23 protein-coding genes, 3 tRNA genes and 1 pseudogene are annotated in these 23459 nt (G+C 66.0%); 15 read left to right on the forward strand and 12 right to left on the reverse strand.

The window, feature by feature from the left end:
• Positions 1-74 precede the first annotated feature (74 nt).
• Positions 75-1481, reverse strand: a complete 1407-nt coding sequence (locus M6D93_RS18440) for an HNH endonuclease signature motif containing protein (RefSeq protein ID WP_249771557.1) — start codon at positions 1479-1481, stop codon at positions 75-77.
• 246 nt (positions 1482-1727) lie between these two features.
• Here M6D93_RS18440 and M6D93_RS18445 point away from each other — a divergent pair, with 246 nt between their 5' ends.
• The 5 genes from M6D93_RS18445 (at position 1728) to M6D93_RS18465 (ending at position 6342) form a co-directional block, all read left to right on the forward strand.
• A complete protein-coding gene (locus tag M6D93_RS18445; protein WP_249771559.1) occupies positions 1728-3119 on the forward strand; it encodes a purine-cytosine permease family protein in 1392 nt (463 codons plus the stop codon).
• A complete protein-coding gene (locus M6D93_RS18450) occupies positions 3116-3577 on the forward strand; it encodes a nucleoside deaminase (protein ID WP_249771561.1) in 462 nt (153 codons plus the stop codon). Before M6D93_RS18445 ends, M6D93_RS18450 begins: the two co-directional genes overlap by 4 nt.
• 4 nt (positions 3578-3581) lie before the next feature.
• Positions 3582-4532: an isopenicillin N synthase family dioxygenase gene (locus M6D93_RS18455; protein ID WP_249771563.1), complete on the forward strand. Its 951-nt coding sequence runs from the start codon at positions 3582-3584 to the stop codon at positions 4530-4532.
• Between the two features lie 124 nt (positions 4533-4656).
• On the forward strand, positions 4657-5316 hold the full coding sequence (locus M6D93_RS18460; RefSeq protein WP_249771565.1) for a maltokinase N-terminal cap-like domain-containing protein: 660 nt from the start codon (positions 4657-4659) through the stop codon (positions 5314-5316).
• Between the two features lie 3 nt (positions 5317-5319).
• Positions 5320-6342 (forward strand): LLM class flavin-dependent oxidoreductase, encoded by a 1023-nt coding sequence (locus tag M6D93_RS18465; protein ID WP_249771567.1) that lies wholly within the window; start codon positions 5320-5322, stop codon positions 6340-6342.
• 14 nt (positions 6343-6356) lie between these two features.
• Here M6D93_RS18465 and M6D93_RS18470 read toward each other — a convergent pair whose 3' ends face one another.
• Together M6D93_RS18470 and M6D93_RS18475 are read right to left on the reverse strand one after the other, a co-directional pair.
• Positions 6357-7178 carry a class I SAM-dependent methyltransferase gene (locus M6D93_RS18470; RefSeq protein WP_347343703.1) on the reverse strand — a complete coding sequence of 274 codons (822 nt, stop codon included), beginning with the start codon at positions 7176-7178 and terminating at the stop codon, positions 6357-6359.
• A gap of 164 nt (positions 7179-7342) precedes the next feature.
• Positions 7343-8437 carry an alpha/beta fold hydrolase gene (locus M6D93_RS18475; protein ID WP_249771571.1) on the reverse strand — a complete coding sequence of 365 codons (1095 nt, stop codon included), beginning with the start codon at positions 8435-8437 and terminating at the stop codon, positions 7343-7345.
• 327 nt (positions 8438-8764) lie between these two features.
• On the opposite strand from M6D93_RS18475, the gene M6D93_RS18480 reads away from it, so the two are divergent.
• From M6D93_RS18480 to M6D93_RS18490, 3 genes are all read left to right on the forward strand, one after another.
• Complete coding sequence (locus M6D93_RS18480) at positions 8765-9397, forward strand: M15 family metallopeptidase (protein WP_249771573.1); 633 nt, start codon at positions 8765-8767, stop codon at positions 9395-9397.
• Positions 9398-9670: 273 nt separating this feature from the next.
• Positions 9671-9928 (forward strand): helix-turn-helix domain-containing protein, encoded by a 258-nt coding sequence (locus tag M6D93_RS18485; RefSeq protein WP_249771575.1) that lies wholly within the window; start codon positions 9671-9673, stop codon positions 9926-9928.
• Positions 9929-10011: 83 nt separating this feature from the next.
• A complete protein-coding gene (locus M6D93_RS18490) occupies positions 10012-10671 on the forward strand; it encodes a hypothetical protein (protein WP_249771577.1) in 660 nt (219 codons plus the stop codon).
• A gap of 188 nt (positions 10672-10859) precedes the next feature.
• On the opposite strand, the gene M6D93_RS18495 is transcribed toward M6D93_RS18490, so the two are convergent.
• From M6D93_RS18495 to M6D93_RS19575, 4 genes are all read right to left on the reverse strand, one after another.
• Positions 10860-11246: a DUF3024 domain-containing protein gene (locus M6D93_RS18495; RefSeq protein ID WP_249771579.1), complete on the reverse strand. Its 387-nt coding sequence runs from the start codon at positions 11244-11246 to the stop codon at positions 10860-10862.
• Entirely contained in the window at positions 11243-12478 is a 1236-nt protein-coding gene (locus M6D93_RS18500; RefSeq protein WP_249771581.1) for a hypothetical protein, read from the reverse strand. Before M6D93_RS18500 ends, M6D93_RS18495 begins: the two co-directional genes overlap by 4 nt.
• Before the next feature lie 168 nt (positions 12479-12646).
• A complete protein-coding gene (locus tag M6D93_RS18505) occupies positions 12647-13438 on the reverse strand; it encodes an MFS transporter (RefSeq protein ID WP_347343508.1) in 792 nt (263 codons plus the stop codon).
• Between the two features lie 181 nt (positions 13439-13619).
• Complete coding sequence (locus M6D93_RS19575; protein ID WP_347343509.1) at positions 13620-14177, reverse strand: NUDIX hydrolase; 558 nt, start codon at positions 14175-14177, stop codon at positions 13620-13622.
• Between the two features lie 46 nt (positions 14178-14223).
• On the opposite strand from M6D93_RS19575, the gene M6D93_RS18510 reads away from it, so the two are divergent.
• Entirely contained in the window at positions 14224-14394 is a 171-nt protein-coding gene (locus M6D93_RS18510; RefSeq protein ID WP_249771584.1) for a hypothetical protein, read from the forward strand.
• Positions 14387-15421: pseudogene (locus M6D93_RS19685) on the forward strand (recombinase family protein); the annotation flags it as partial. The gene M6D93_RS18510 and the pseudogene M6D93_RS19685, both read left to right, overlap by 8 nt.
• A 120-nt stretch (positions 15422-15541) precedes the next feature.
• On the opposite strand, the gene M6D93_RS18515 reads toward M6D93_RS19685, so the two are convergent.
• The 5 genes from M6D93_RS18515 to M6D93_RS18535 form a co-directional block, all read right to left on the reverse strand.
• The gene (locus M6D93_RS18515) at positions 15542-15772 is read right to left on the reverse strand and encodes a hypothetical protein (protein ID WP_249771585.1); all 231 of its coding nucleotides are present in this window, start codon (positions 15770-15772) and stop codon (positions 15542-15544) included.
• 295 nt (positions 15773-16067) lie between these two features.
• Positions 16068-16157, reverse strand: a tRNA-Ser gene (locus tag M6D93_RS18520).
• Positions 16158-16296: 139 nt separating this feature from the next.
• Entirely contained in the window at positions 16297-16728 is a 432-nt protein-coding gene (tadA, locus tag M6D93_RS18525) for a tRNA adenosine(34) deaminase TadA (RefSeq protein ID WP_347343704.1), read from the reverse strand.
• 56 nt (positions 16729-16784) lie between these two features.
• Positions 16785-17312 (reverse strand): tRNA adenosine deaminase-associated protein, encoded by a 528-nt coding sequence (locus M6D93_RS18530; protein WP_249771587.1) that lies wholly within the window; start codon positions 17310-17312, stop codon positions 16785-16787.
• Between the two features lie 7 nt (positions 17313-17319).
• Positions 17320-17808 carry a tRNA adenosine deaminase-associated protein gene (locus tag M6D93_RS18535; protein WP_249771588.1) on the reverse strand — a complete coding sequence of 163 codons (489 nt, stop codon included), beginning with the start codon at positions 17806-17808 and terminating at the stop codon, positions 17320-17322.
• A 376-nt stretch (positions 17809-18184) separates the two neighbouring features.
• Here M6D93_RS18535 and M6D93_RS18540 point away from each other — a divergent pair, with 376 nt between their 5' ends.
• The 5 genes from M6D93_RS18540 to M6D93_RS18560 all read left to right on the forward strand — a co-directional run bounded on the left by M6D93_RS18540 (position 18185) and on the right by M6D93_RS18560 (position 23413).
• Positions 18185-19324, forward strand: a complete 1140-nt coding sequence (locus M6D93_RS18540; protein ID WP_249771589.1) for a prephenate dehydrogenase/arogenate dehydrogenase family protein — start codon at positions 18185-18187, stop codon at positions 19322-19324.
• Positions 19325-19341: 17 nt separating this feature from the next.
• Positions 19342-20307: an asparaginase gene (locus M6D93_RS18545; protein ID WP_249771590.1), complete on the forward strand. Its 966-nt coding sequence runs from the start codon at positions 19342-19344 to the stop codon at positions 20305-20307.
• A 167-nt stretch (positions 20308-20474) separates the two neighbouring features.
• Positions 20475-22985: an amino acid permease gene (locus M6D93_RS18550; RefSeq protein WP_249771591.1), complete on the forward strand. Its 2511-nt coding sequence runs from the start codon at positions 20475-20477 to the stop codon at positions 22983-22985.
• Positions 22986-23139: 154 nt separating this feature from the next.
• Positions 23140-23212 (forward strand) — tRNA-Glu (locus M6D93_RS18555).
• Between the two features lie 127 nt (positions 23213-23339).
• A tRNA-Asp gene (locus tag M6D93_RS18560) sits at positions 23340-23413 on the forward strand.
• Positions 23414-23459 lie beyond the last annotated feature (46 nt).

The raw sequence follows: 23459 nt of genomic DNA on the forward strand, positions 1-23459 counted from the left end.
CGCACGATTCGAGCGACAGCAATGGCACGCTCGTCCCCCCTGATCCAGCGGCTTTCCGGTCCGTTTCCGGGTGCTCAAGGATCCGGAGCTTCCCGGTTGCCGACCGGCCCGCTTGCCAGATCGGGCACTGGTCGCCGCGAACCGCTGTCATCCGGAGCGCTCGATGGCCGCCCGGTCCGGTCCTGCTGCTCCCCCGGCGGTGAGCAGAGCCGACGTTCCGGCCGCGCCGTGAAGCGATGGCGGGTGCCCAACGACCACGTATGGACGGCGTCGGCGGCCCGGGTATGTCGGAAGTGGCCTTTGGTCTTTCCTTGATGATGGCGCTTGCAGGTGGGGCTGAGATTGTCGGCCGTGGTCAGCCCGCCCCGCCCGAACGGCTGGACGTGATCGAGTTCGGAATCGTGGGAGGGATGTCCGCAGCCCGGAAAGACACAGCTCGGTTCGTTGTGCAGCACGAGCTGACGTACGGGCTCGCTCGGCCGGTAGCGACGCGACAGTTGCACCGCCGTCCCATCGTCGCCGGTGACCACTCGGCGCCAGGTGGTGTCCTCGGTGTGAACCAGCTCCCGCACGAGTGTGAGAGGCACGGGTCCGTAACCGTCGAGCCAACCCGGGTGCTGATCGAGTCCGAGCAGGGTGGGCAGCGCGACGTGCACGTTGAGCTGGGCTCGCCGCCTGCGGCGCTCCGGTAGCGCAGCGATCGGGATGCCCCTCAGCACGGCATCGCGCAGCAGGTCGCTTCGTTGCTGCTCCACGCATCGCTCATCGCTCGGTCCGAGCTGGGCTACGGCACCCTGGATGCGGCGGTACACCTCGACAACATCCGCGGCCGGAGCGGTCCAGCGCAACTGCATCAGGTGATCCTCGAGGACCTGGAGTTCGATCCGTCGCCCGCGCGCGGCAACCGTCGCTCGGCGGTCGGCCCCAAGGGGGTCCAGGCGCAGCACGGCCCGCTCGACCACCCGACCGAGCCGCGCAGGGGTGTGCTCATCGACCCGTTCGAGCACCGTCGCCTCATAGGAAGCCCGGGTCTCGACGTCGACAGCCGACCCGCCCTCGGCGGCGGCAGCCGCCAGGCGATCGAAGCCCTCGACGATCCGGCGGACATGGGCGGCACCGATCAGCCCGGCCTGCAGGGCTTCGCTGGTTCGCGGCAAGTCACGGACAAGCGTGCGCGCGTCGGCGATCCGTTGGCCCATTCCGCGCGGTGGCACTCGCAGGACCGCGGCGGCCTGTTCGCGCGAAATCTGATATGGCGTGTCGTCCTGCTCGACAAAGTAGGTCAGCGCCCGCGCCGCCAAGGCCACTGTCATGCTCTGCAGTCGATTGACCACGGTCAGCAGATCGAGCTGAGCGTCGGTCGATAACGTCTCGAAACGCGCGAGCCCGGCCAGAGCGAGCGTCAGCGCGGCCGGCGAAGGCACAGCGCTCGCAGCGTTCGCCAACCACGTTTCCAGTTGCTCTGGATCAGAGGTATTCACGACTCCGAGCCTAACCGCCACAGACGATGCCCGCAAGAGGCTTTCGCCTTATCGCATAAGCCTAAACGCGATCGAGCCAATGCTACGGACTGCCCTGCGGAGGACCATACGTCGAACCTCCGACAACGCCGCGACAGTTATCCACAGGCCGATAGACCCAGCGTGTTCGGCACCGTCGAGCCGACGATCCCAGCCTCACGGCGCGCCGTAACCCGGGCGATACGAAAGGGTGCCAGTGTGTGGCCCGTGACGGATACGACGGTAATTGTCGACGACCCTAACCGGAACTACGGCGACAAGGTCGTCGCGGTCGAACCCGGTGGAGTGGAATTCATTCCGCTGGACGAGCGGCACGGCCGCCCGCTGCAGATGCTGTGGACGTGGACCTCCCCCAATATGGAATTCGCCACCGTCGGCGTCGGAATTCTCGGCCCACTGTTCTTCGGGCTGTCGTTCTGGCAGTCGGTCTGGGCGATCGTCCTCGGCACCGCAGTCGGCGCAGGCACCCAGGGCATCCTGTCGTCGTGGGGACCCGGACACGGCCTTCCCCAGATGGTGATCAGCCGCAGTGCCTTCGGGTTCTTCGGCAACATCCTGCCCGCCGGCATCAACGCGCTCGTCGCCGGCATCGGCTGGTTCGCCGTGAACAGTGTCAGTGGTGCGCTGGCCCTGCACGCCCTGGTCCACGCACTGCCCAAGGGCGGCTGCCTGGTGATCGTGGTCGCCGCGGAACTCGCGCTGGCCTTCTTCGGCCACAACCTCGTCCAAGCTTTCGAGCGCTACGCCTTCCCGGTGCTGGCGGTCATCTTCGTCGTGGCCAGCATCTGGGTGCTGACCAAGAGCCACCCCGGCGCGAAACACACCGCAAGCCCGGGCGGATGGTTGCTGATGTTCGGCGCCACGTTCGGCTACGCCGCGGGCTGGAACCCCTATGCGACCGACTACACCCGTTACCTGCCGCCGGAATCCTCCGGGCGGGCTACTGGATTCTGGGCTGCGCTGGGTGTCTTCTGGTCGTGCTCGCTGCTGGAGATCGCCGGCGCCGGCGCGGTGACCGCCGGACAGTCCCAGATCGACCCCAGCTCGTTGACCAACCTGCTGCCGACCTGGCTGGGCAAGCTCGCGCTCGTGGCAGTGGTGGTCGGTGCGGTGGCCGCCAACGCGCTCAACGTGTATTCGGGGTCGATGTCGTTCATGGCCCTCGGGATCAGGCTGCCGACGCACGCCGCCCGCGCCGCCGTGGCCCTGGTTTTCGGCGTCGTCGGGATGATCGTGGCGTTCGGCGGACTGAACGACGCGTCCAAGTACGAGAACTTCTTGCTGGTCATCGCCTATTGGATCGGCCCTTGGCTCGGGGTCGTGCTCGTTGACCGATGGCTGCGCCGCGGTACCGACATCCAGGCCCTGCTGGGCGATCGAAAGTACCTGAACTGGGCCGGCCCGATCTCGATGGCCCTCGGCATCGTCCTGTCGATCTGGCTGTTCTCCAACCAGACGAAATACCACGGCGTGCTCGTGAACAACCATCCAGGACTCGGTGATCTCACGTTCGAGGTCGGGTTCCTGATCGCCGCGGTCAGCTACTTCTTCCTTTACCGGGCGACGAAACCGGCACAGGGAACGGCGCGCGCCACGTGACGGTCCCCACGCCGTTCGACCCTGCCGCGTGGCTGACCGTCGCCGTGGACGAGGCCCGAAAAGGTCTGGCCGAAGGCGGAATCCCCATCGGTGGTGCGCTCATTGCCGCCGACGGCACCGTGCTGGGTCGGGGCCACAACCGGCGGGTGCAGAACGACGACCCGTCGGTTCACGGCGAGACCGACGCTTTTCGCAATGCGGGCCGGCAACGCAGCTATCGCGGCACGACGATGGTCACCACCCTGTCGCCGTGCTGGTACTGCAGTGGACTGATCAGACAGTTCGGCATCGGACGCGTCGTCATCGGTGAAGCCCGGACCTTCTACGGCGGACACGACTGGCTGGCTGAGAACGGCGTGGAGATCGTCCTGGTCGACGACCCGACCTGCGTGCAGCTGATGACGACCTTCATCGCCGACCGGCCGGAGCTGTGGAACGAAGACATCGGAGTGGAGTGAGCGGATGGCCCCGGTACCCGTCATCGATCTGACGCGCTGGTTCGACGGAACCGACCGTACGGGCGTCGCCGCCGAAGTTGACGAAGCCTTGCAGGACGTCGGTTTCATGCTCGTCACCGGACATGGCGTAGCCCGCGCGGCTCGGCAGGACCTTCGGCAAGCCGCGCGGACGTTCTTCGCCCTGCCGACGCAGACCAAGAACCGGTACGCCGTCACCGTGGCCGGCCGCGGTTGGCTGCCGCCAGGCGTCGAGGCCAACGCATACTCGGAGGGAACACAGACCCCGCCGGATCTGAAGGAGTCCTATTCCGTCGGCGCGGACGATCGAACCGGCACGCTCGACGGTTACTGGTTCCAGCACAACGTCTACCCGATCGAGGTGGCCGCGCTGCAGCCGTGCGTCGAGAGCTACCTGACCACGATGAAGCGGCTCTCCGACGAGTTGCTCACCATCTGTGCGGTTTCGCTCGGCCTGGAGGCGGACTTCTTCACCCGGCACACCGCAGCCGCAACCCACACCATGAACATCAACTGGTACCCGCCGATGCCCTACACCGGGACGCCGGCGGACAACCAGTTCCGCATCGGGCCGCACACCGATTTCGGCACCGTGACCGTGCTCGATCGTGAACCCGGCAAAGGGGGTCTGCAGGTGTGGACCGAGTCGGACGGGTGGCAGGACGCCCCGTTCGTCGAGGATGCCTTCACGATCAACACCGGGGACCTGTTGGCGCGATGGAGCGGGGACCGGTGGAAGTCGAACCGTCACCGCGTGCTGCCGCCGCAGGCCGAGGCGCCGGAGGAGGACCTGATCTCGCTGGTCTATTTCTACGAAGCCGACCGGGACACGATGGTCGAGGCGTTGGGCCCTCCCATCGGTAAGCCGAACGACTACCGGCCGGTAAGGTCGGCCGACTTCCTGCGCGAACGGCTGGACGCCATCACCGTCGGCTGACCGCCGACCGCCGACCGCCGACCGCCGACCGCCGACCCGCTGACCGCTGACCGCTGACCGACGGGCCGGTATGGTCTAGACGATCGCGCCTCGGGCGCACTCGTGATAGCTGAAGGAGGCCGGCATGGCGGTCATCCACAACACGACGCTGACTCCGACCAAGCTCGAACTTCTGACCGCTTGGCTGCCCGATCAGCCGTGGTACCAGGCGGTCGACGCCGCCCCCGAACTGTCTCGAGCGGGGGGTTTCCGGCTGGATGATCCGGCGGGTCAGGTTGGAATCGAGTTCATGCTGGTGGTGGATGTCGCGACCGGCGCTGCCGTAAGTTACCTCGTGCCGCTGTCCTACCGGTCCGAGCGACTTCATCCAGACGGCGTCGGGCTGATCGGTACCACCCAGCATGGTGTCCTCGGGCAGCGCTGGGTTCACGACGGCGCACACGACCCCGTCGTCGCGGCTCAGCTGCTCGCGCTTCTTCAACGGCAGGCTGAACCCCAGTCCCAGAGCATCAGCAACACCACCGAGCCGACCGTCATCGCGGAGTTCTTCGCTCCGCCACCCATCGTCGCGCACCGGTTCTCGGTGTCCGAAGGCCGCCAGGGAACCGAGATTCGCGCCGAGGCTCTCGACGGTACGGCTGTGTCTATGCGGCTGGAGCGCAGACCGCGACCAGGGTCGGACGTCGACGCCGAGGCGGACGCCCTCGGTCGGTTGACCGGAGGGTGGACCCTGCCGGACGCATCAGCGGTTCGTGGCCTGCTCGCCACCAGCCACGCGGGTTGAGCCGTGGGTGACCAGGCGCCGAAACCGTTACGGCGGTTGGGCTTTCTTACGATCGGCCTGTTCGACGGGACCAACCCCCAAGCCGGCCACGAGTCCACGCTGGAGGTCATCCAGCTCGGCGAGCAGCTTGGGTTCGACAGCGCTTGGGTGCGGCATCGTCATCTGCAATACGGCATCTCCTCACCCGTTGCCGTGCTGGCGGCCGCGTCCCAACGGACGAGCCGGATCGAGCTCGGCACCGCCGTCATCCCCCTCGGTTGGGAGAACCCGCTGCGATTGGCGGAGGACCTGGCCACCGTCGACATCCTGTCCGGCGGCCGGCTCAATCCAGGAGTGAGCGTCGGCCAGCCGATGCACTACGACGCCGTCGCTCCCGCGCTGTATCCCGACACCGCCGACGCCGAGGATTTCGGCTACGAACGGGTCTCACGCCTGCTGCGTTTCGTGCGAGGGGAGCCGGCCACCGACTTCGCGGGAAAGGAGGGCATCGAGGTGTTCTCCGATCGCGTGGAACCACACTCGCCGGGCCTCGCCGCACGGATGTGGTACGGCGGAGCGAGCCGGCGATCGGCTGAATGGGCAGGTGAGAACGGGATGAACTTCCTGACCAGCAGTGTGGTGAAGGCCGAGGAGTCCGACGACTTCGGCCAGATCCAGCTCGGACACATCCGCGCGTTCCGCGGTCGCCATCCGGATGGGGAGGGCGCCCGGGTATCCCAGGGTCTCGTCGTCATTCCGACCGACAGCGCATCGGCGGAGCAGCGCCGCAGGTACGAGAGCTATGTGGATTCCCGCCTGCCGCGGACCGCTGCGCCGCAAGGACCGGCTCGCCTGCTCTTCGCCCCGGATCTGATCGGCACGTCGGAGCAGATTGCCGAGGCGTTGTACCGGCATCCGGCCTACCGCGAGGTCGACGAGGTCGCGTTCGCACTGCCCTTCAGCTTCGAACACGAGGACTACGTGCAGCTGCTGACCGACATCGCGACTCGCCTGGGCCCGGCGCTCGGGTGGCGACCCGCCGGTTGAGCGGGACGAGTTCGTCAGCCGACCCGGTCTGCCACTACGAGCAGGTACTCCCAGTGCATCACGCCGGTGGAGGCGCCGTGCGCATCGGCCAACGCCAGCAAGGCCTCCTCCAGCCTCGTCGTCGCCTGCTGGTCGTCGGCGAGGTTGCGGAACGCGGCTATGGTCGGGCCGTAGTAGCGGCTGAAGAAGTCGAGGAATTCCCGAGCCGAGCCGAAGCGATCCACCGTCAGAGTGCGACGTTCGGCCCGCACGTTCGTGACCGAGTCGCCCAGAAGTTCTCGCACGTGTGACTCCTCGCCCCACAGGGGACCCGGCGACGCTCCGGGCGGGGGCGGGGCGACGAACGGCTTCATCGCGGCGAACATCTGGCCGATGAATCCCTGGGGGGTCCAGTCGATCAGCGCGATCCGGCCCCGGGCCGCCGTGACCCTGACCAGTTCGTCGGCGACCGGCTGATGGAAGGGGGCGAACATGACGCCGACGCAAGACATCGTGACGTCGAATTCCCCGTCGGAGAAGGGCAGATGCTCGGCGTCGGCCTCCTGCCAGGTGATGGACAGCCCTTGCTCCTGGCAACGGTGCCGGCCGATCTCCACCAGCTCCGGCGTGAGATCGGTCGCGGTCACCTGCGCCCCGGCAAGCGCCGCCGGAACGCTGGCATTACCCGATCCGGCCGCTACGTCCAGCACCTTCTGGCCGGACCCGATGCCGGCCTCGGTCACCAGGACCTGGCCGAGTTCCGCGATGACCTCGACGGCCACCCGGTCATAGTCGCCCAACGCCCATAACGCGCGGTGCTTGGCCTTGATCGGATCCAGCACGATCGACTGCTCCATGATGTTTCCCGCCTGCTCGGCGCGGCCACCCACTGACCGCAACTGCACTTACCGTAGGAAAGACCAGCGGTCCCGGCATCGGTGCTGACACCCAATCGGGAGGCGGTCTCACCGGCTCTCACCGCCGTACGCGTAGTCGCCAGTCGCTCAACCGCCGATGCAGGCTAGGCGGGCGTGAACAGCCTTGTCGTCGCCGCGACCCGGGCGGATCGGCCACCCACGCCGAGTTTGGTGTAGATGTTCTGCAGGTGCCGTTCGACCGTACGCAGGCTCAGCTGCAAATCCTCGGCGATGGCGGCATTGTCGCGTCCGTCCGCCGCCAGCCGCAGCACCTCGAGCTCGCGCGCCGACAGGACATCCTCGAGGCGACTCGCGACCTCGGGCGGCCGGTTCGCCGGCACATCAGGCTGCAGGAACCGCTGCACCTCATCGACGAAAACGGACCACGCCGGTTCCCCCTCCAGCAGGATGTGGTTGTCGCTTTCGAGGGGCACCAACCGGGCATTGGGGATCGTGGCGGCCAGGTGCCGTCCGTGGTGGAACTCCCGCATGCGGTCTCCGAGGGAATGCAGCACCAGCGTCGGAATGTCCAGTTGGGGCAGCAGAGCGTCGGCGTCGGCGTGGAACCGTTGCCGGCGGGACAGATGGGCCGTGCTGGCCGAGGCAGCGACCCGTTGCAGGTCATCGAGCCAGGACATTTGTTCCTCGGTGGCGTTCGGGATCATCAGGCTGGTGAAGACCCGTCGAAACGTCGAGTCCGGACGGGCCCAGCCGACTTTGATGAGCTGGGAGAAGGCTTCTTCGAGGGCAAGGTCGTCAGCCGAGAGACCCCTCGAGGCGCAGGAGTAACTGCCCCAGAACAGGAGTCGGGTCACCCGTTCGGCATGCCGTGCCGCGTAGCTGATGGCCACCGGGCCGCCCTGGGCCATGGCCATCAAGGCGAACCGGTCGTATCCCGCCGCATCGGCTACGGCCTCCAGATCGCCGATTCGCGCGGGCAGGCTGTGATCGGTGACGTCCCAGTCGGAAAGGCCATGCCCGCGCTCATCGAAACGGATGACGGTGGCGAAGCGTCCGAGATCGACGAGGACGTGGCGCCAGACGGGGCTCTCCCAGTCGAACTGCAGATGGCTGAGCCAGCAGGTCGAAATCAGCAGCGGCGGACCAGTGCCGTGCACCGCGTAGGCGATCCTGACCCCGTCGGCGGACCGGCAGAACCGCACCTGTTGCGGAGGCTGCGATCGGTCGGGAACCGCCATCGTTGGATGGTATCGCCGGCGGCGCGAATTGCCCGTTGGGGCGAGGGCGGGGACGATGGCCAGATGCCGCTAAGGGGACGATCCGGGTGGTCGGCGTGCGTCGTCCTGCTGCTGGCGGCGACGCTCCTGGCCGGATGCGGGCGGGCACCGGCGGCTCACGCGGCCTTGGTGTCGTCACGGCCGGCCAACTCACAAAGGGCGCCCGCGCGAACCGGTGCCCCGCAGACTGCGACCCCGACGATCGGCACCTCGTCGGCGAACCGGACCCGAGGTCTGACGCCCACCCATTCGCCGACCCGCACGCCTACCGCGCGACCCCCTGTAAAGGTGGCGCCAGCGTCGATCCCGCCGCTCTCGGCCGCCGCACGGGCCGAGGGCTTGATCGACGTTCGCAGCGTCGTCCCGGACGCGGTCATCGACCTGCGCTACGCGACCACGGACAACTTCACCCGGACCCGGTTGTACCCGGCGAACGCGCGCTGTCTGGTGCACCAGTCCATGGTTGCGGGTCTGGTCACCGCGGCGCACCGACTTCGCGGGCTGGGATACCTGCTGGCGTTCTGGGATTGCTATCGACCGCATTCCGTTCAGGTTCGGATGTTCGCAGTCGTGCCCAACCCGAACTGGGTCGCCCGGCCCGGCCGCTACGCGCGCAGCCACGAAGCGGCCAGATCCGTTGACGTCACCCTCGCCCTTGCCGAGAGCGGCACGTCGTGTCCGTCGGCTCGTCGGGTCGATGACCATTGCCTGCTGGACATGGGCACCGGCTTCGACGATTTCACCGCCCGCGCCTATGCGTTCGCCACTGCCGACGTCAGCCGCGTGGCGCGGGATCACCGAGCCACCCTACGCACCGCCATGAACGCCGGCGGCCTCAACGTCTACGTCGGCGAGTGGTGGCATTTCGACGGCCCTGGCGCAATGATCCAGCGACCGATCCTCGCGGCCCCGGTGAACTGAACGCGCGGCGCTCCTCCCAAATCCCGCAGCGCTACAAAACGTCGAAGGCCCCCGCGATAAAGCGTTGCGGGGGCCTTCGACGTTGCGGGCGCACTGAGCCAACATTGGACCCAATCACTGTGGGACCGGATCGGTCGGCTACTGGCCCAGGGCATCCCGGAAATGCCCGTTGAACCGGCGGAACCATTTCGGCCCCGGCAGCGGCAGATCCGGCTCAAGCCAGCCCAAGTCCATGCCCTTGTGCAGGACTACCAAGCCGATAGCGCTGTGTCTGTGGCAAAGGTAGCCCGGCAGTACGGCATCAGCCACAGGACCGCTACCAACCATCTGCATCTTGCTGGGGTGAAGATCCGGCTGCAGAAGACCGGGCTGCCTGAGGCTGAAGTGGCCAACGCTGTGGCGCTGCGTGAACAGGGCTGGACCTACAAGGCGATCGGAGAACGGTATGGCTGTAGCCATACGGCGGTGCGGGAGGCGATTCGGCGAGCAAGCAGTGAAAACGATCCCCAGTTGGGTCCTGCTCCCAAGTAGCGACGTCAGCCTGAACGTATTTGTCGGACCGCCGTAATACCGTCTCCTCAACCTCGTACGACTCGTGTAAAGCGGAGGGTGAGATGGGCGCCAGCGAACTGGACGACAAGTTTGGTGATCGAGTTCAAGATCTGTTCAACACAACTTGGGCGAAGGCCGTGGCCGGGACCATCCTCTTCATGGTCAGCGTTTGGCTATGGGGTGCCGGCTACACCTACGTACACCACAACGGCACGCAGCCCATGGTGCGACCGCTGATCTGGTGGCAAGACCAGCTAGCCCAGCTCGGCATCCGCTACCCACGCTGGTTGCAGTCCGTCACCGACTGGCAAGCGCCAAATCGGGGCTCGGCGGTCCTACTCGTCCTGGTCGTCGCAGCCCTCGCCATGTCGGTGGCAGCCAGCAGCATCCAGGCACCGGGCTATCGATTGGTAGGAGTGCTGGCACTTGTGCTAGGAGCGCAGTGGTTCGGGCTCGCCCGAACTATGCGCTGGTACCTGCTACTCGTCGCGGCACTCATCTGCCTGGTCGCACTGGTTGCGATCTGGACGAAGCACAACGACTCCGATCTGCACTTCAGCAGCGCATACGTCCTGATCAAGACTATCGACGGACCGCTCGGCTTTCCAGCCCTACCGCTGATCCTCCCACTGTCGCTTATCTACAAGGCCGTAGTCACTTTGCGGACAAGGACGTTATCCCGCCAGAAGCCGATCTGGTATCGCTTACGCTGCAGGACCTAGACGAGAGCAACGCATCACTGGCCGAGACACCGGCTGCAAATGTCGTACGGGCACTTGCAGCTTGCCAGTTAGCAGCGAGCAGCACGCCAGAAGCCCGTTTCTGGTACAGGCTGTCTCTCACGCCACAGGCCAAGGGAGCGTGGCGACCACGCTAGCCCGGGCCAAACGAGGCACTGACCGAGTACGGATTACCCAAAGAACACCCCATCCGGATCGCGCTCGATCTCAGCCAGCAATGGTTCCGGTGAACCAGCCGTGCCATGACCGGCGTAGTACTCCCAACGGCCGGTCTGTCTCATCCAGTACAGCGACCAGGCCAGCTCCCGGCCGGCGATCGGCAGGTACCGCAGTTGAGCGATCGGTCCGGCGGACCAATCGTCGGGTAGTAGCTCGCCGGTGAATGGGTTTTTGGGCATCGAGCCGAGATAGTGACGTTCCACGATCGTCACCCGGTTACCCCGGGCTTTGGCTTCCACTCGGTACAGCAGTTCGTTGGTCTCTGGCACCATCTGGATGCACCAGCGCTGGATCAACTCGACGGCCTCAGCAGGTGGCCGGTCAGCGGTGGCGGTCATGCTGCTCGGCTCGCGGCCTGCTGCCAGTCGACCAACTGTGGCTGCATCACTTGCACTGGGATCTCTGGGAGTTCGGCGTGAGCCAGTCCTTGCTGGTCGGGCGGGTACAACAACGCTTCCAGGGCATCGTCGGGCAGGGTTTCGGGTTCATCGCGCAGAAGCTGCTGCAGCTCCAGTCGGTAGATGCCATCCGTATCACTGTCTGGTGCTGGGGGCAGGCTGTCGGGGAAAGCGTGGCGCACATGGTCATAGACCTGATCGGCGAAGCGAGGCCACCAGCCGGTACCCCACCAGCGTTCGGTGAAGGCCGAGGAGCCGGCTACCGATAGCAACCGCAGAGTGGCTTCTGGCCCGGCAACCCGTTCTATGTGCTGCCAGTCAGCAAGAGAACTGGCGACACTGTTCTGTACCAACGGCCAGTCCTCGCCCAACAGTTCGCCGACACTGGCTCCGTCATCACGGCCGATTGAGCGTTCCGGATCCAGCAGCACCGCGCAGACACCGTTCCAGTCCACGCCCTTGGTAGTGAGGTAGGGACGGACAGCTTTGGTAGTCACGATGTTCAGCTTGGCCATAGCCACCTGGGAAATGATCTGACCACCGGCGTGGACGTCTTCCAAGGCGGTATTCCGCCAGCAGTGCAGCACGATCCCGTGGGTGGCAGCCATCAGGACGGGATCAGGCATCACGCCAGGCGCGTCGTGGGCCACACGCTGCACCACGCTGCCGTAAGCCTCATCGGCATCCAAGGCCTTCAAAGCCGTGATCGTTGGGCCACCCCGGAAGCGAGCAGCTACCCGGCCGACGTAGCCGTGGTACAGCCGGTTCATGAAACCTTTAGCGGCGGCAGGATCAGTGTCAGCGGCTAGCCGGATACGCGTCGGATCTAAGAGCCCAAGCGGTGCTGCAACATCACGCACCACGACTGGGATCAGGCCATGCGACGACGCGATAGGTTCACTGGCTTTGGTCACCATGTCGAACAGACCGATACCGTCTTCTGGCTGATCCAGCAGCGACAGCGCCGGCACGAACCGCAATGTCTCATCGAAACCGTCCCCAGCCCCGTATTCGACACCGAGCACCATGCAGGAACGCTGCAGCACCACCAGCATCGCGACCGAACCCGCACCAAGCAGGGGCTGCTGCGTACGTGGCAACGCCTGCCAACCAGCATCAAAGAGTGGAGCCAGCAGCCCAGTAAGGTGATCAGGTAAAAATGACTGTGCCATATACGCATCCCATTATGGCAGCCCCTAGGCATTAGTCAAGAAACATGTTAATAGATATTTAATAACTTGAGATCCGTTTCGGACTGTAACTAACAACCGCCAGTGAGACCATCACGGACGACCAGACCCCTCAAGAAAGCCACCGTCCACAAACCTCAAACGCAGTCACTAGAACAACAGCCTCTCGATCCTCCCCAAGAGATCGCCTACGCCAACAACGGATCCCGAAATAATCGCAGCCGGGTAGGCCGACAGCTCCTCAGTACGCGCCGTAAGGTCACCGAGCATTGGTGTCGGCTGCTCGTATAGCAAAAATGCGTTTAGATCGTCGGGAATCAGTTGCACGTTCTCGCGAGTTAGGCTCAGCCGCTCCGCCCGCGACGATACGTTTGTGAAGGTGAGGGGCCGCGGGCCCAGGTCGACAAATAGCAGGGCACCGAGCGGAGCCTCGCCCGCCCCCAGAACAGTGATCAACGAGCCGCCGGCAAGTCCACCCGCAGAATCAGCCACAGTTCTGACGGTCTGAAGGCGCGCATTGCTGCTATCGAGGCGTTCGTCACCCACGATATCGGGGAAGCCTGCGTAGAAGGCCGCCACGAACACAGCTCCGGACGCTGCGAGCAATGCATTCAGGACCAGCAGCAGCGGGATGTTGCGAACATCCACGAAGGCGAGTGCGGCGATGGCACCGAGAATCGCAAAGCTTACGCTCTCCGCAAGAATAGCTGCTTGTTTTCGATCCACAAGATCGGCCAAGACACCGGCATACATCGGTGACAGGAGGGTGGCGACAAGTGGGCCAGTCATTACCAGCGATACGGAGGTCGAATCTAGCTTGAGCGAGACGGCCAGATAGAAGGGCACGACGAGGGTGGTTGCGGTCAGTCCAAGCGCGGATACTAAGCGCCCAAGCCAAAATATCCGCATAGTAGGCAGAGGTGGCGCCATTGTTCTGGACATATGCTTCTTTTGTGTTCCTGATCTAGTGGGTGTTGACGATACCGGGGCGCAGCCACGGTGCCGATCGAATCCGAGGATGCAATGCCCGTTGGTGAAACGCTAGCGGGAGCGCTCGTTCACGCAGCACAACCTTGCTTGCCCTACGGTCGGCTGCCAAGAGCGGGCTCAAGCATAAGAAGGTCTAGTCCTCCCATGTCGTAAGCCGCTGCCACAATTCCCACAGGGCTGTCTTGTTGCTATCCCAAGTCAGCATCTGGGAGGCAGTTTCGTAGGACAACCAGCGTATTTCGGTATGCTCCTCGGATAGCCGCACTCGGTGGCCAGTAACGTCCGCCCCGAACGCATACTCGGGAACGACGAAGGTGTTTCTCGCCCAGGACGAACGCTGTTCAAAGAAGTACGCCGGAATAGACGATCGCGTATCGAGCTCGATGATCGAGACTCGTCCGTCAATGGACAACTCCTCGCCGAGTTCTCGAGCGGCCGCCTCGCTCGGACCTTCAGTTCCTTCGCCACCACCTGCCACGCCCTGCCACGCATCGAAGTCTGCACGATGGAGAACTCCAAAACGGTAACCTCGTGAGGTTCGCCGAAAGGGGATGACAAGTACTTGTATCGGTTGTCTGGTCACGTACCCGCCATTCGAATCGATGTGCGTGGCCAACGATAGCTGAGTGCTAGACCGACTGAGGGGCGTTTGCGCACCGAAATCTGGGGTCGCTCTTAGGCCCCGCTCCACCGGTTGGGGCTGGCTGGGGCGTGGCGTAGAACGAGGATGCCCTTGTGTGGCCAGCAGGATCGGACTAGCCGTTGACGCGGCCCGACTCGCCCGATCCAGCCAGCAGTACTACGCCATCGTGGAACGCCTCGCCGAGCAAGACGCTGAACTGCACCTGTATGACCTCACCGATGGGATCCAGTTGCTCTTCCTGGAATACGGATTGCGCCATGTCTGAACCCACCATCACCAACACTGACACAGATCCGGCCGCTACCGCCGCCGTGAAAGCCCTGATCTACCTGCGGGTTTCTACCGCCCGACAGGCCACCAAGAACGGTGAAGCCGAAGGCTATTCCATCCCCGCACAACGCCAGGCCTGCCTGCGACGAGCCCATGAACTCGGCGCCGTGGTGGTCGAGGAATACGTCGACGCCGGAGCCTCCGCCCGGTCGGCTGGCCGTGACGGCCTGCAAGCCATGCTCGATCGGGTGCGGGAGGGTGACATCTCCTACGTCATCGTTCACAAACTCGACCGCCTCGCTCGCTCCCGGATTGACGACGTCGAAATCCAGATCATCTTCCACCACGCCGGAACCACTCTGGTGTCCACCAGTGAACAGATCGACGACAGTCCCTCCGGGTCACTGCTGCACGGCATCATGGCCACCATCGCCGAGCACTACTCCAAGAACCTGTCGTTCGAAGCCAAGAAAGGCCTGGCTGAGAAGATCAGGCGGGGTGGCACCACCGGCGTTGCTCCCTTGGGTTATCTCAACAGCACCGAGCGGGTCAACGGGGGGGAGGTCAAGACCATCACGCTGGACCCGGAACGGGCACCGCACATCCACTGGCTGTTCCAGCAATACGCCACCGGTGACTGGTCAATCTCTGACCTAAGGGATGCCCTGAAAGAACGCGGCTTCCTAAGCCGCACCACCCGGAAGCTGGTCGGTAAACCGATCACCTCAGCTCAAGTCCACCGCATCCTGGCCCACCCGTACTACAAAGGCATGGTCGTCTTCCACGGCCTAGCTCACCCAGGCAACCATGAACCCTTGGTAGACGAAGTGCTCTGGCAACAAGTCCAAGACCTCCTGGCCGACCGGCGCATCGCTGGTGACCGCTCCTGGCGACACGGGCACTACCTCAAAGCCGCCCTGCGCTGCAGTCGCTGTGACAGTCGACTGGGCTACGGCACCGCCAAAGGGAGGGGCGGGAACTACGACTACTTCTTCTGCCTCGGCCGCTTCACCAAACGAACAAGCTGCGACCTGCCCTACATCCCGGTGCCCGAAACCGAAGCTGCTGTCCAAAAGCACTGGCTCGCTGTTCGCTTCACCGACCAAGAGATAGAGACCTTCAGCAGCCGGGCACGGACAGATTTAGAACGCTCGGCTGAATCCGGCGCACGGTTGATCATCGACCAGAAACGCCGCCTGGCCCAGCTGGACCGACAGGAACAAAAACTGGTCGAGGCCTACCTGGCCGACGCTCTTCCAGTGACCACCTTGAAACAACGCCAGACCCAAGTCGGAGCTGAGATAGCTGACGCCAAACGGCTCATCCAAAATGCTCAGGCTGCCACCGACCAGGTCAAGAACCGACTGGAACAAGTCCTAGACCTCCTGACCCATGCTCATCTGCTCTACGAAACCTGTGCACCCGAAGCCCGAGAACTGCTCAACACGGCTGTCTTTCACAGCTTCCACGTTGACAGCACCGATCCCGACACTGGCGTCCGAATCTCCCTGGACGCCCCCCTGACCCCGGTCATAGCCGCAGTCCTAGCTGAACCGGGCAAACAGGACACGGCTCCAGCGGCAGGGCCGGAACCCGGCAGCACCGGGGGCAAGAACGCAAAAACCCCCACAGGGCTTACGCCCTCCGAGGGTTCAAACGTCGATCAGTTGGCGGTGGCGGTGGGATTTGAACCCACGGAGGCTTTTACACCTCACACGATTTCGAGTCGTGCTCCTTTGGCCGCTCGGACACGCCACCGCCGGACAGACTACCGCCCGGCGCCCGAGCGGAGAAATCAGCCGGCACGCAGACCGGGCACGTACACCGGGCATGCGCGCCGGGCACCCAGACAGGGCACGGTGAGCGGGCATCGTGAAAGCGGGCATCGCGAGCCGACTCAGCGACGGCCGGCGAAGAACTCCGTCAGCAGCGCAGCGCACTCGGCCTCCCGCAGGCCGGTAACGACTTCTGGGCGGTGATTGAGCCGACGATCGCGGACGACATCCCACAGGGATCCGGCCGCGCCCGCCTTCGGGTCCCAGGCGCCGAACACCAACCGCGACACCCGCGACAGCACGACGGCACCGGCGCACATCGTGCACGGTTCGAGGGTCACCACGAGGGTGCACCCGTTGAGCTGCCAGTCCCCGAGAGCCTCGCCCGCGCGGCGCAGGGCCACCACCTCGGCGTGTGCCGTCGGATCGAAACGAGCCTCGCGCTCATTGCGACCGGTCGCGATCACCTCGCCTCGGGGCGAGAGGACCACGGCCCCGATCGGGACGTCGCCGGTGCTCAGCGCCCCCTGGGCCTCGGCCAAGGCCAGCTCCATGGCCAGCTCCAGCGCCAGGTGGGCGTCGCGCGAAGGACGACGGCCGACGTCCGAACTCACCCGCGCACAGCCTCGAACTCGTCGAGGCAGCCGATCCGCTCGCACACCGACTCGATCAGATCCATCGGCAACGTGGACTCGTGCAGCGCGAGCTCGATCAGTTCGGGACCCTTCATGCCCAGATCCTCCACCAGGTCCGGGTCGCCGAACGGCGCGGCGTCATGACTGACCGTCGACATGCCCTCGGCCAGCTCGTCGTCGTCGAGGGGATCGCCCCCGATCTCGTCCAGACCATCGGCGAACAGAGCGGCCATCGGGTAGTCATCAGCGGCGTGGCCGTTGGACAGGAAGACCCGCACCGCCTCCTCGTCCAGGGCGCCGTACCCGCCGGGCGATGCGGCCGAGTCACAGCGCAGCAGCACGGCGTACTCGTCGTCCTGCTCCACGAACAAGAACCGAATGGGTTCGTCGAAGTCCCGCAGCAAATCCACGGCGTCGTCAACCGATTCGCAGTCGTCCAGCGTCAGTTCGGTGATTCGCCACCCGCCCCGATCACCGAGTACCGCGCACGCGAAATGGCTCACCGGCGACCTACCGCTGACCGGCCCTGCTGAGCGAGAGCGCGCGCCCGTACTGCTCGGTGAGCCCGATCCGATCGAAGATCGTCTCCAGCATCTCGTCCGGGTAGGCGTCCAGGTCGTCGAGGATGCCCTCCATCTCGTCCTCGGCGAGACCCAGATCGGCGAACAGGTCCAACTCGCCGATCGGCCAGACCTCGTCCAGCTCGTCTTCCTCGGGCGGGTCCTCGCCGAGACGATCCAGCACCTGGGCCGCCAGCGGGAACTCGACGGCGGCGGTGAGGTCAGATAGCACCAGGTCGATCCGGCCGCCGTGGGAACGGGCCATCAGGAAGAACTCGTCGTCCACGCTCGCGAGCACGAACGGGCCACCCTCGGGTGGTTGGCCGCGTAAGGCGGAGAGCAGCACACCGAGGTCGTCGAGGACGGACGGCGGCAGCGGCTCGCAACGCCATAGCCCGCCGTCCCGGAAGGACGCGAGAGCAAAACCACGCTGTGCCATGACCGAAAGGCCTCCTGCACCCCACTGGTGGGTGCCATCGATGTCGGATCCTGATCGAGTTGTCGGATGGAATCGTATGGACAGTTGTGGGCGGCTGCGGACAACGCCATCCGGAACCGTTCATCCCGGATGTCAGTGTCGATCGTGGCACGTCCTGTTCGCGAACAACAGTCCGTATCCCCGGGCACGTCACGGCGACCGGCGGGGCCGCTCACACCGCCACCGCCGCGGCCGTCCGGGTACGGCGGCCATCCGGGGAGGCGCAGATCACGCGGGTGGGTCGCTACGTTCCTATCTCGTGTCGGGCAGGCATCAGAACGGTCACGCTCAGCTACGAGCCAGGCAATGTCGGTGACTTCACGACTACCGTCGAGGGGTGCCTGCAACCCTGACTCGGATCGCCGTCCTCGGCCTCGGCCTGATCGGTGGATCGGTGCTGCGCGCCCTTGATTCCGGCGGCTACCCGGTGGTCGGCTACGACCCGGACCCGGGGGAGTCCGGTGCCGCCCGCGGCGCGGGCTTCGACCTGGCCCCTTCGGCCGCGGCCGCGGTCACCGGTGCGGACCTCGTGATCCTGGCGATGCCGCTCCCCCAGCTTCCAGCGGCGCTGGCCGAGATCCGCCCCGCGCTGGCGGCCGACGCCATCGTCACCGACGTCGGCACCCTCAAAGCGCCCGTACTCGGCCAGGTTCGCAGCCAGCTACCCGGCGTGAAGTTCGTCGGCGGCCACCCGCTGGCCGGCACCGAGCAGTCCGGCTTCCTGGCCTCGGACCCGATGCTCTTCCGGGACGCCCCCTGGTCCCTGACCCTGGAGGACGACACCGACCTCGACGCCTGGCTGACCCTGGCCACGCTGCTGTGCGACCTCGGCGCCAAGCCGGTGCCCACGACCGCCGCTGAGCAGGACACCGCGATCGCCCGAGTCATCGGGCTGCCGCATGTGCTGGCCGAGGCGCTGGCCCTGACCGGTCTGCACGGCGGCGAGCTCGGATTGTCGCTGGCGGCCGGTTCGTACATGTCCGGCAGCCGCGTAGCCAGGACCCGTCCGGAGCTGGTCGCCACCTGGTGCGACGGCAACGAGGCCTTGGTCAGTGCGCTCGACGACGCCATCTCCTGGCTGTCCTCCAGCCGGGACTCCCTCGCCGCCGGCGGTTCGATCCTGCCGTTGGCGCGCGCCGGCCATCACGCCCGGATGGACTGGGAGAACCGCGCGTTCCTGCCGGTGGATCTGCCTGCCGACGTGTCCGCGCTGCGCGAGCACGGCCGCAGCGGCGGCTGGATCACCGCGGTGATCGACCTCTCCGGCACCGGCGTCGACGCGGCCACCGGCGCGGCCGCCGATAAAGCCGCTAACAAAGCCGCTAACAACGCGGACGACAGCCCGTACAGCCACGACAACGCCCTGCCCCAGACGGACGCGGGCATCCGACTGCTGGGCATGCGCCCGGTGTCGACGATCGTCCGTGAGGCGCACCAGCACGCCCGCTCCGACCGGGCGACCAGCGGCCACAGCTGACCAGCGACAATCGGGGCATGATCCGCATCCAGCCCGGCCCCGTCCTTGTCGAAGTCGAACGCAGCGGCGTGGTCGAATCGGTCCACACCGGCCACGTGATCGTCCTCGACGCCGACGGCACCGTGCGGTCCAGCACCGGCGATCCCGACCAGCCGATCTTCGGCCGATCCAGCCTCAAACCGCTGCAAGCGGTCGGACTTCTGCGCGCAGGTCATCCATCCGACGATCTGAGCGAGGTCGCCCTGGCCGCGGCCAGCCATTCCGGCTCGGATGAGCACCTTCGCCGGATCGAGGCGGCGCTCAATTCCGACGGCCTCACCGAGCAGGATCTGGAATGCCCACCGGACCTGCCCATCGGCCTGGCCGAGCGTCGCAAGTACCTCACCGAGGGACGCAGCGAACGAAGGCTGGCCATGAACTGCTCCGGCAAGCACACCGCGATGCTGCGAACCAGCCTCCGCAACCGGTGGCCGATCTCGGGGTACCTCGCGCCTGACCACCCGCTGCAGGCGCACCTGGCGGCGACCGTGGCCCAACTGTGCGGCGAGCCGGTGGCGGCGACCGGCGTCGACGGCTGTGGCGCCCCGTTGTTCGGACTGAGCCTGTCCGGCATCGCCCGGGCATTCAGCCGGATGGCCTCGGCGACCGGTGGCGAGCTGCACACGGTGGCCGAGGCGATGCGCCAGTACCCGGATCTGGTGGGTGGCAGCGGACGAGCTGTGACCCGGCTGATGCAGGGCGTGCCCGGGCTGATCGCCAAGGATGGGGCGGAGGGCGTCTTCGCCGCGGCGCTGCCCGACGGTGGCGCGGTCGCACTCAAGATCGACGACGGCGCCGAACGGGCGGCTCAGGTTGCGGTCGTCGCCGCACTCCGACAGCTGGGAGTCTCCGGCGCCGCGCTGGACGAGCTCGGCGTCCTCGAAGTCCTCGGCGGCGGATCACCGGTCGGACGGATTCGCCCGGCACTGCCTCTCCGGCACTGACTCTCCGGCACTGCCTCTCCGGCAGTGACGCTCCGGCACTGACCCTCCGGCAGTGACCGTTCCGCGCCGGCCCGCGGCACGGACGCGGGACACTCGCAGCTGTGACATAGACCGTCCGGGGCCGGCGCGGTCCGACCTGCCCGCCAGAACGTCGTAGCCTCTCCGCTATGACCGACGTACAGGCCGCTCGCAAGGAGCAGCTATCAGGACAGGCAGCGGCGCCCGCCCTGACCGCCAGCATCTCGCTCCCGGAGCGGTTGAGCTATCGCGTCAAGCGCGTGCTGCTCGGACCACCGCTGGTCTCGAGCCAGATGCACGAGGAGAAGCTGTCCAAGCGGCTGGCCCTCGGTGTGCTGTCCAGCGACTGCATCTCCTCCTCCGCCTACGGCACCGAGGAGATGCTGATCATCCTGCTCGGGGTGTTCGGCCTCGCCGGCTTCCACATCCTCGCGCCGATGACCGCGGTCATCCTGGTCATCCTGGTGCTCATGACGCTCTCCTACCGGGAGGTCGTCATGGTCTACACCCGGGCCGGAGGTTCCTACGTCGTCTGCCGGGAGAACTTCGGCTACAAGATGGCCCAGGTCGCGGCCGTCGCCCTGCTGATCGACTACATCGTCACGGTCGCCGTGCAGACCGCGGCCGCGGTGGCCGCCATCACCTCGGGCATCCACGGGCTGATCCCGTACAAGACCGAGATCTGCATCGTCCTCATCATCCTGCTGGCGTACGGAAACCTGCGCGGTATCAAGGAGGCAGGACAGGCTTTCGCCTTCCCGACCTACTTCTTCTTCATCTCGGTCACCGTCGTCATCGTGATCGGCGTGGGACGGGAGATCTTCGGCGACCTGCCCAAGTACGGTCTCGATCGTGTCGTGGGCGGCGAGCATCAGCTGCCGATCGTCGACGGGGGTCATCCCATCCTGTCCGGGCTGGCGATCTTCTACCTGCTCAAAGCGTTCGCCAACGGTGGCGCCTCACTGACCGGGCTGGAAGCCATCTCCGACGGAGTGAGCGCGTTCCAGGCCCCGAACGGACCGAACGCCCGCCGCACCCTCGGCATCATGTCGGCGATGCTGGCCTTCCTGGTCATCGGCATCGGTTACCTGTCGATGCAGACCCACGCCGCGCCGTTCCACGACGGCACGCCCACGGTCATCTCCCAGGTGGTGCGGGCGTCCTTCGGTGAGGGCACCATCGGCCACATCGGCTTCGTGATCGTGCAGTTCGCGACGGCCCTGATCCTGATCACCGGCGCGAACACCCCGTTCACCGGCTTCCCGTTCCTGGCCAACTTCGTCGCCGAGGACTCGTTCCTGCCCCGCCAGTTGACTCGCCGCGGACACCGGCTCGCCTTCAGCAACGGCATCTTCATCCTGACCTTCTTCTCGATCGTGCTGCTGATCGCGGGACGGGCCAACGTCGACAAGCTGGTGCCCTTCTACTCCCTCGGCGTGTTCACCGGCTTCACCCTCGCCGGCTTCGGGATGGCGAAGTACCACACCATTCACAAGGAGGCCGGGTGGAAGAAGAAGTGGTGGATCAACGCCTCCGGCGGGGCACTGTCGCTGGCGATCGTGCTGATCACCGCGGTGGTCAAGTTCACCGAGGGCGCCTGGGTGGTGCTGGTGGTGGCTCCGCTGCTGTGGCTGTTGCTGATGCGGCTCAACCAGCAGTACCGGGCCGAAGCACGCTCGCTGGACCTGGTCACGTCCTCGCCCCGGTTCGGCAAGGGCGGTTCGGCCCACTACGCCCGCCATGTCGTGCTGGTCTTCGTCGACCGTCTGGACCTGGCCGTCGTGCGCGCGCTGCGCTACGCGGGTTCGCTCCGGCCCACCGAGCTGCGCGCGGTCCACATCTCCCTCGATGACGAGCGGGCCAAGGAGCTGGAACGCGAGTGGATCGAGCGCGGCCTCGGCGACCGGGTCCCGTTGGAGATCGTCGAGTGCCCGGACCGGCGCCTGATCAGGGCAGCGAGCGAGACCGCGCTCGGAGCCGTCGTCGGCGAGCGGGCCGAGGTCACGGTCTTGCTGCCGCGCCGGACGTTCCGACGGCTGTCCCAGCGCCTGCTGCACGACCGGACCGCCGATCGCATCGCCAACGCGATGGCCAAGATCCCGCACGTCTCGGCCACCATCGTCCCGTTCGACACGACACTGGACGAAGTCCAGGAACAGGAACTCGAACGCCAGCGGGCCAAGGCCGAGAAGAAGCTGGCGATGCCCACCCTGGACGCCGAGGCCCCCGACCACGTCGGGGCTCCCGAGATCGAACCGACGGCTCCCGGCGAGGGCACCGGCGCGGTGTCCCCGACCCGCGCACCGGAACCGTCCGGTCGCGGCGAGGACGAGGCGAGCACCGAACCTGAGATCGAGGCCGAGCCGGACGAGAACGGCGTGATCCCGATCGCCGGGGTGAAGTGGAAGCAACGGGTCACGATCCAGGGCCGGATCAAGATCGTCCAGGTCGGCACCACGGCCGGCAAGTCGCTGGAGGCACAGGTTTTCGACGAGACGGGCGGCATGCGGTTGCTTTTCTTCGGACGCACCCGGATCCCCGGCATCGAACCTGGTTCGGTGGTGCGCGTCAGCGGCACGGTCGGTGAGTACAAGGGCCACCTGGCGCTGGCCAATCCTCGCTACGAGCTCTTGCCTGCTGAGTCGGGGACCAAAACCTGAGAGTGGACGTGCGCCTCAGGCCCGCGCAGTGGGTGCCGGACGGCCCACCCGGACCCGGCGTTTTGGAGCTGGCGGGCGCCCTCCCCTATGCTGAGCACGCCTTCCAGCGGGGCTAAGATAGTGCGGTTGCCTGAAGGGTCCCTTCGGGTGGCACGCCCTCATCGTCTAGTGGCCTAGGACGCCGCCCTTTCACGGCGGTAGCACGGGTTCGAATCCCGTTGGGGGTACGGCAGCCGGTCACATGGCCGCGATTCGGTAGCGGACGCGGACGCGTGTAGGGTTGCTGAGGTTTCGCAGGTGACCGGGTTTCGCTGGCCCGGGTTGCACGCGAGTTGTACACAAGAGGCCTACCAAGGCCCCGTAGCGCAGTTGGTTAGCGCGCCGCCCTGTCACGGCGGAGGTCGCGGGTTCGAGTCCCGTCGGGGTCGCTCCACAGCGAATGAAGGCCCGGTCTCGGTAGAGGCCGGGCCTTCG

Source organism: Jatrophihabitans telluris, assembly GCF_023516435.1.
Taxonomy (GTDB): domain Bacteria; phylum Actinomycetota; class Actinomycetes; order Mycobacteriales; family Jatrophihabitantaceae; genus Jatrophihabitans_A; species Jatrophihabitans_A telluris.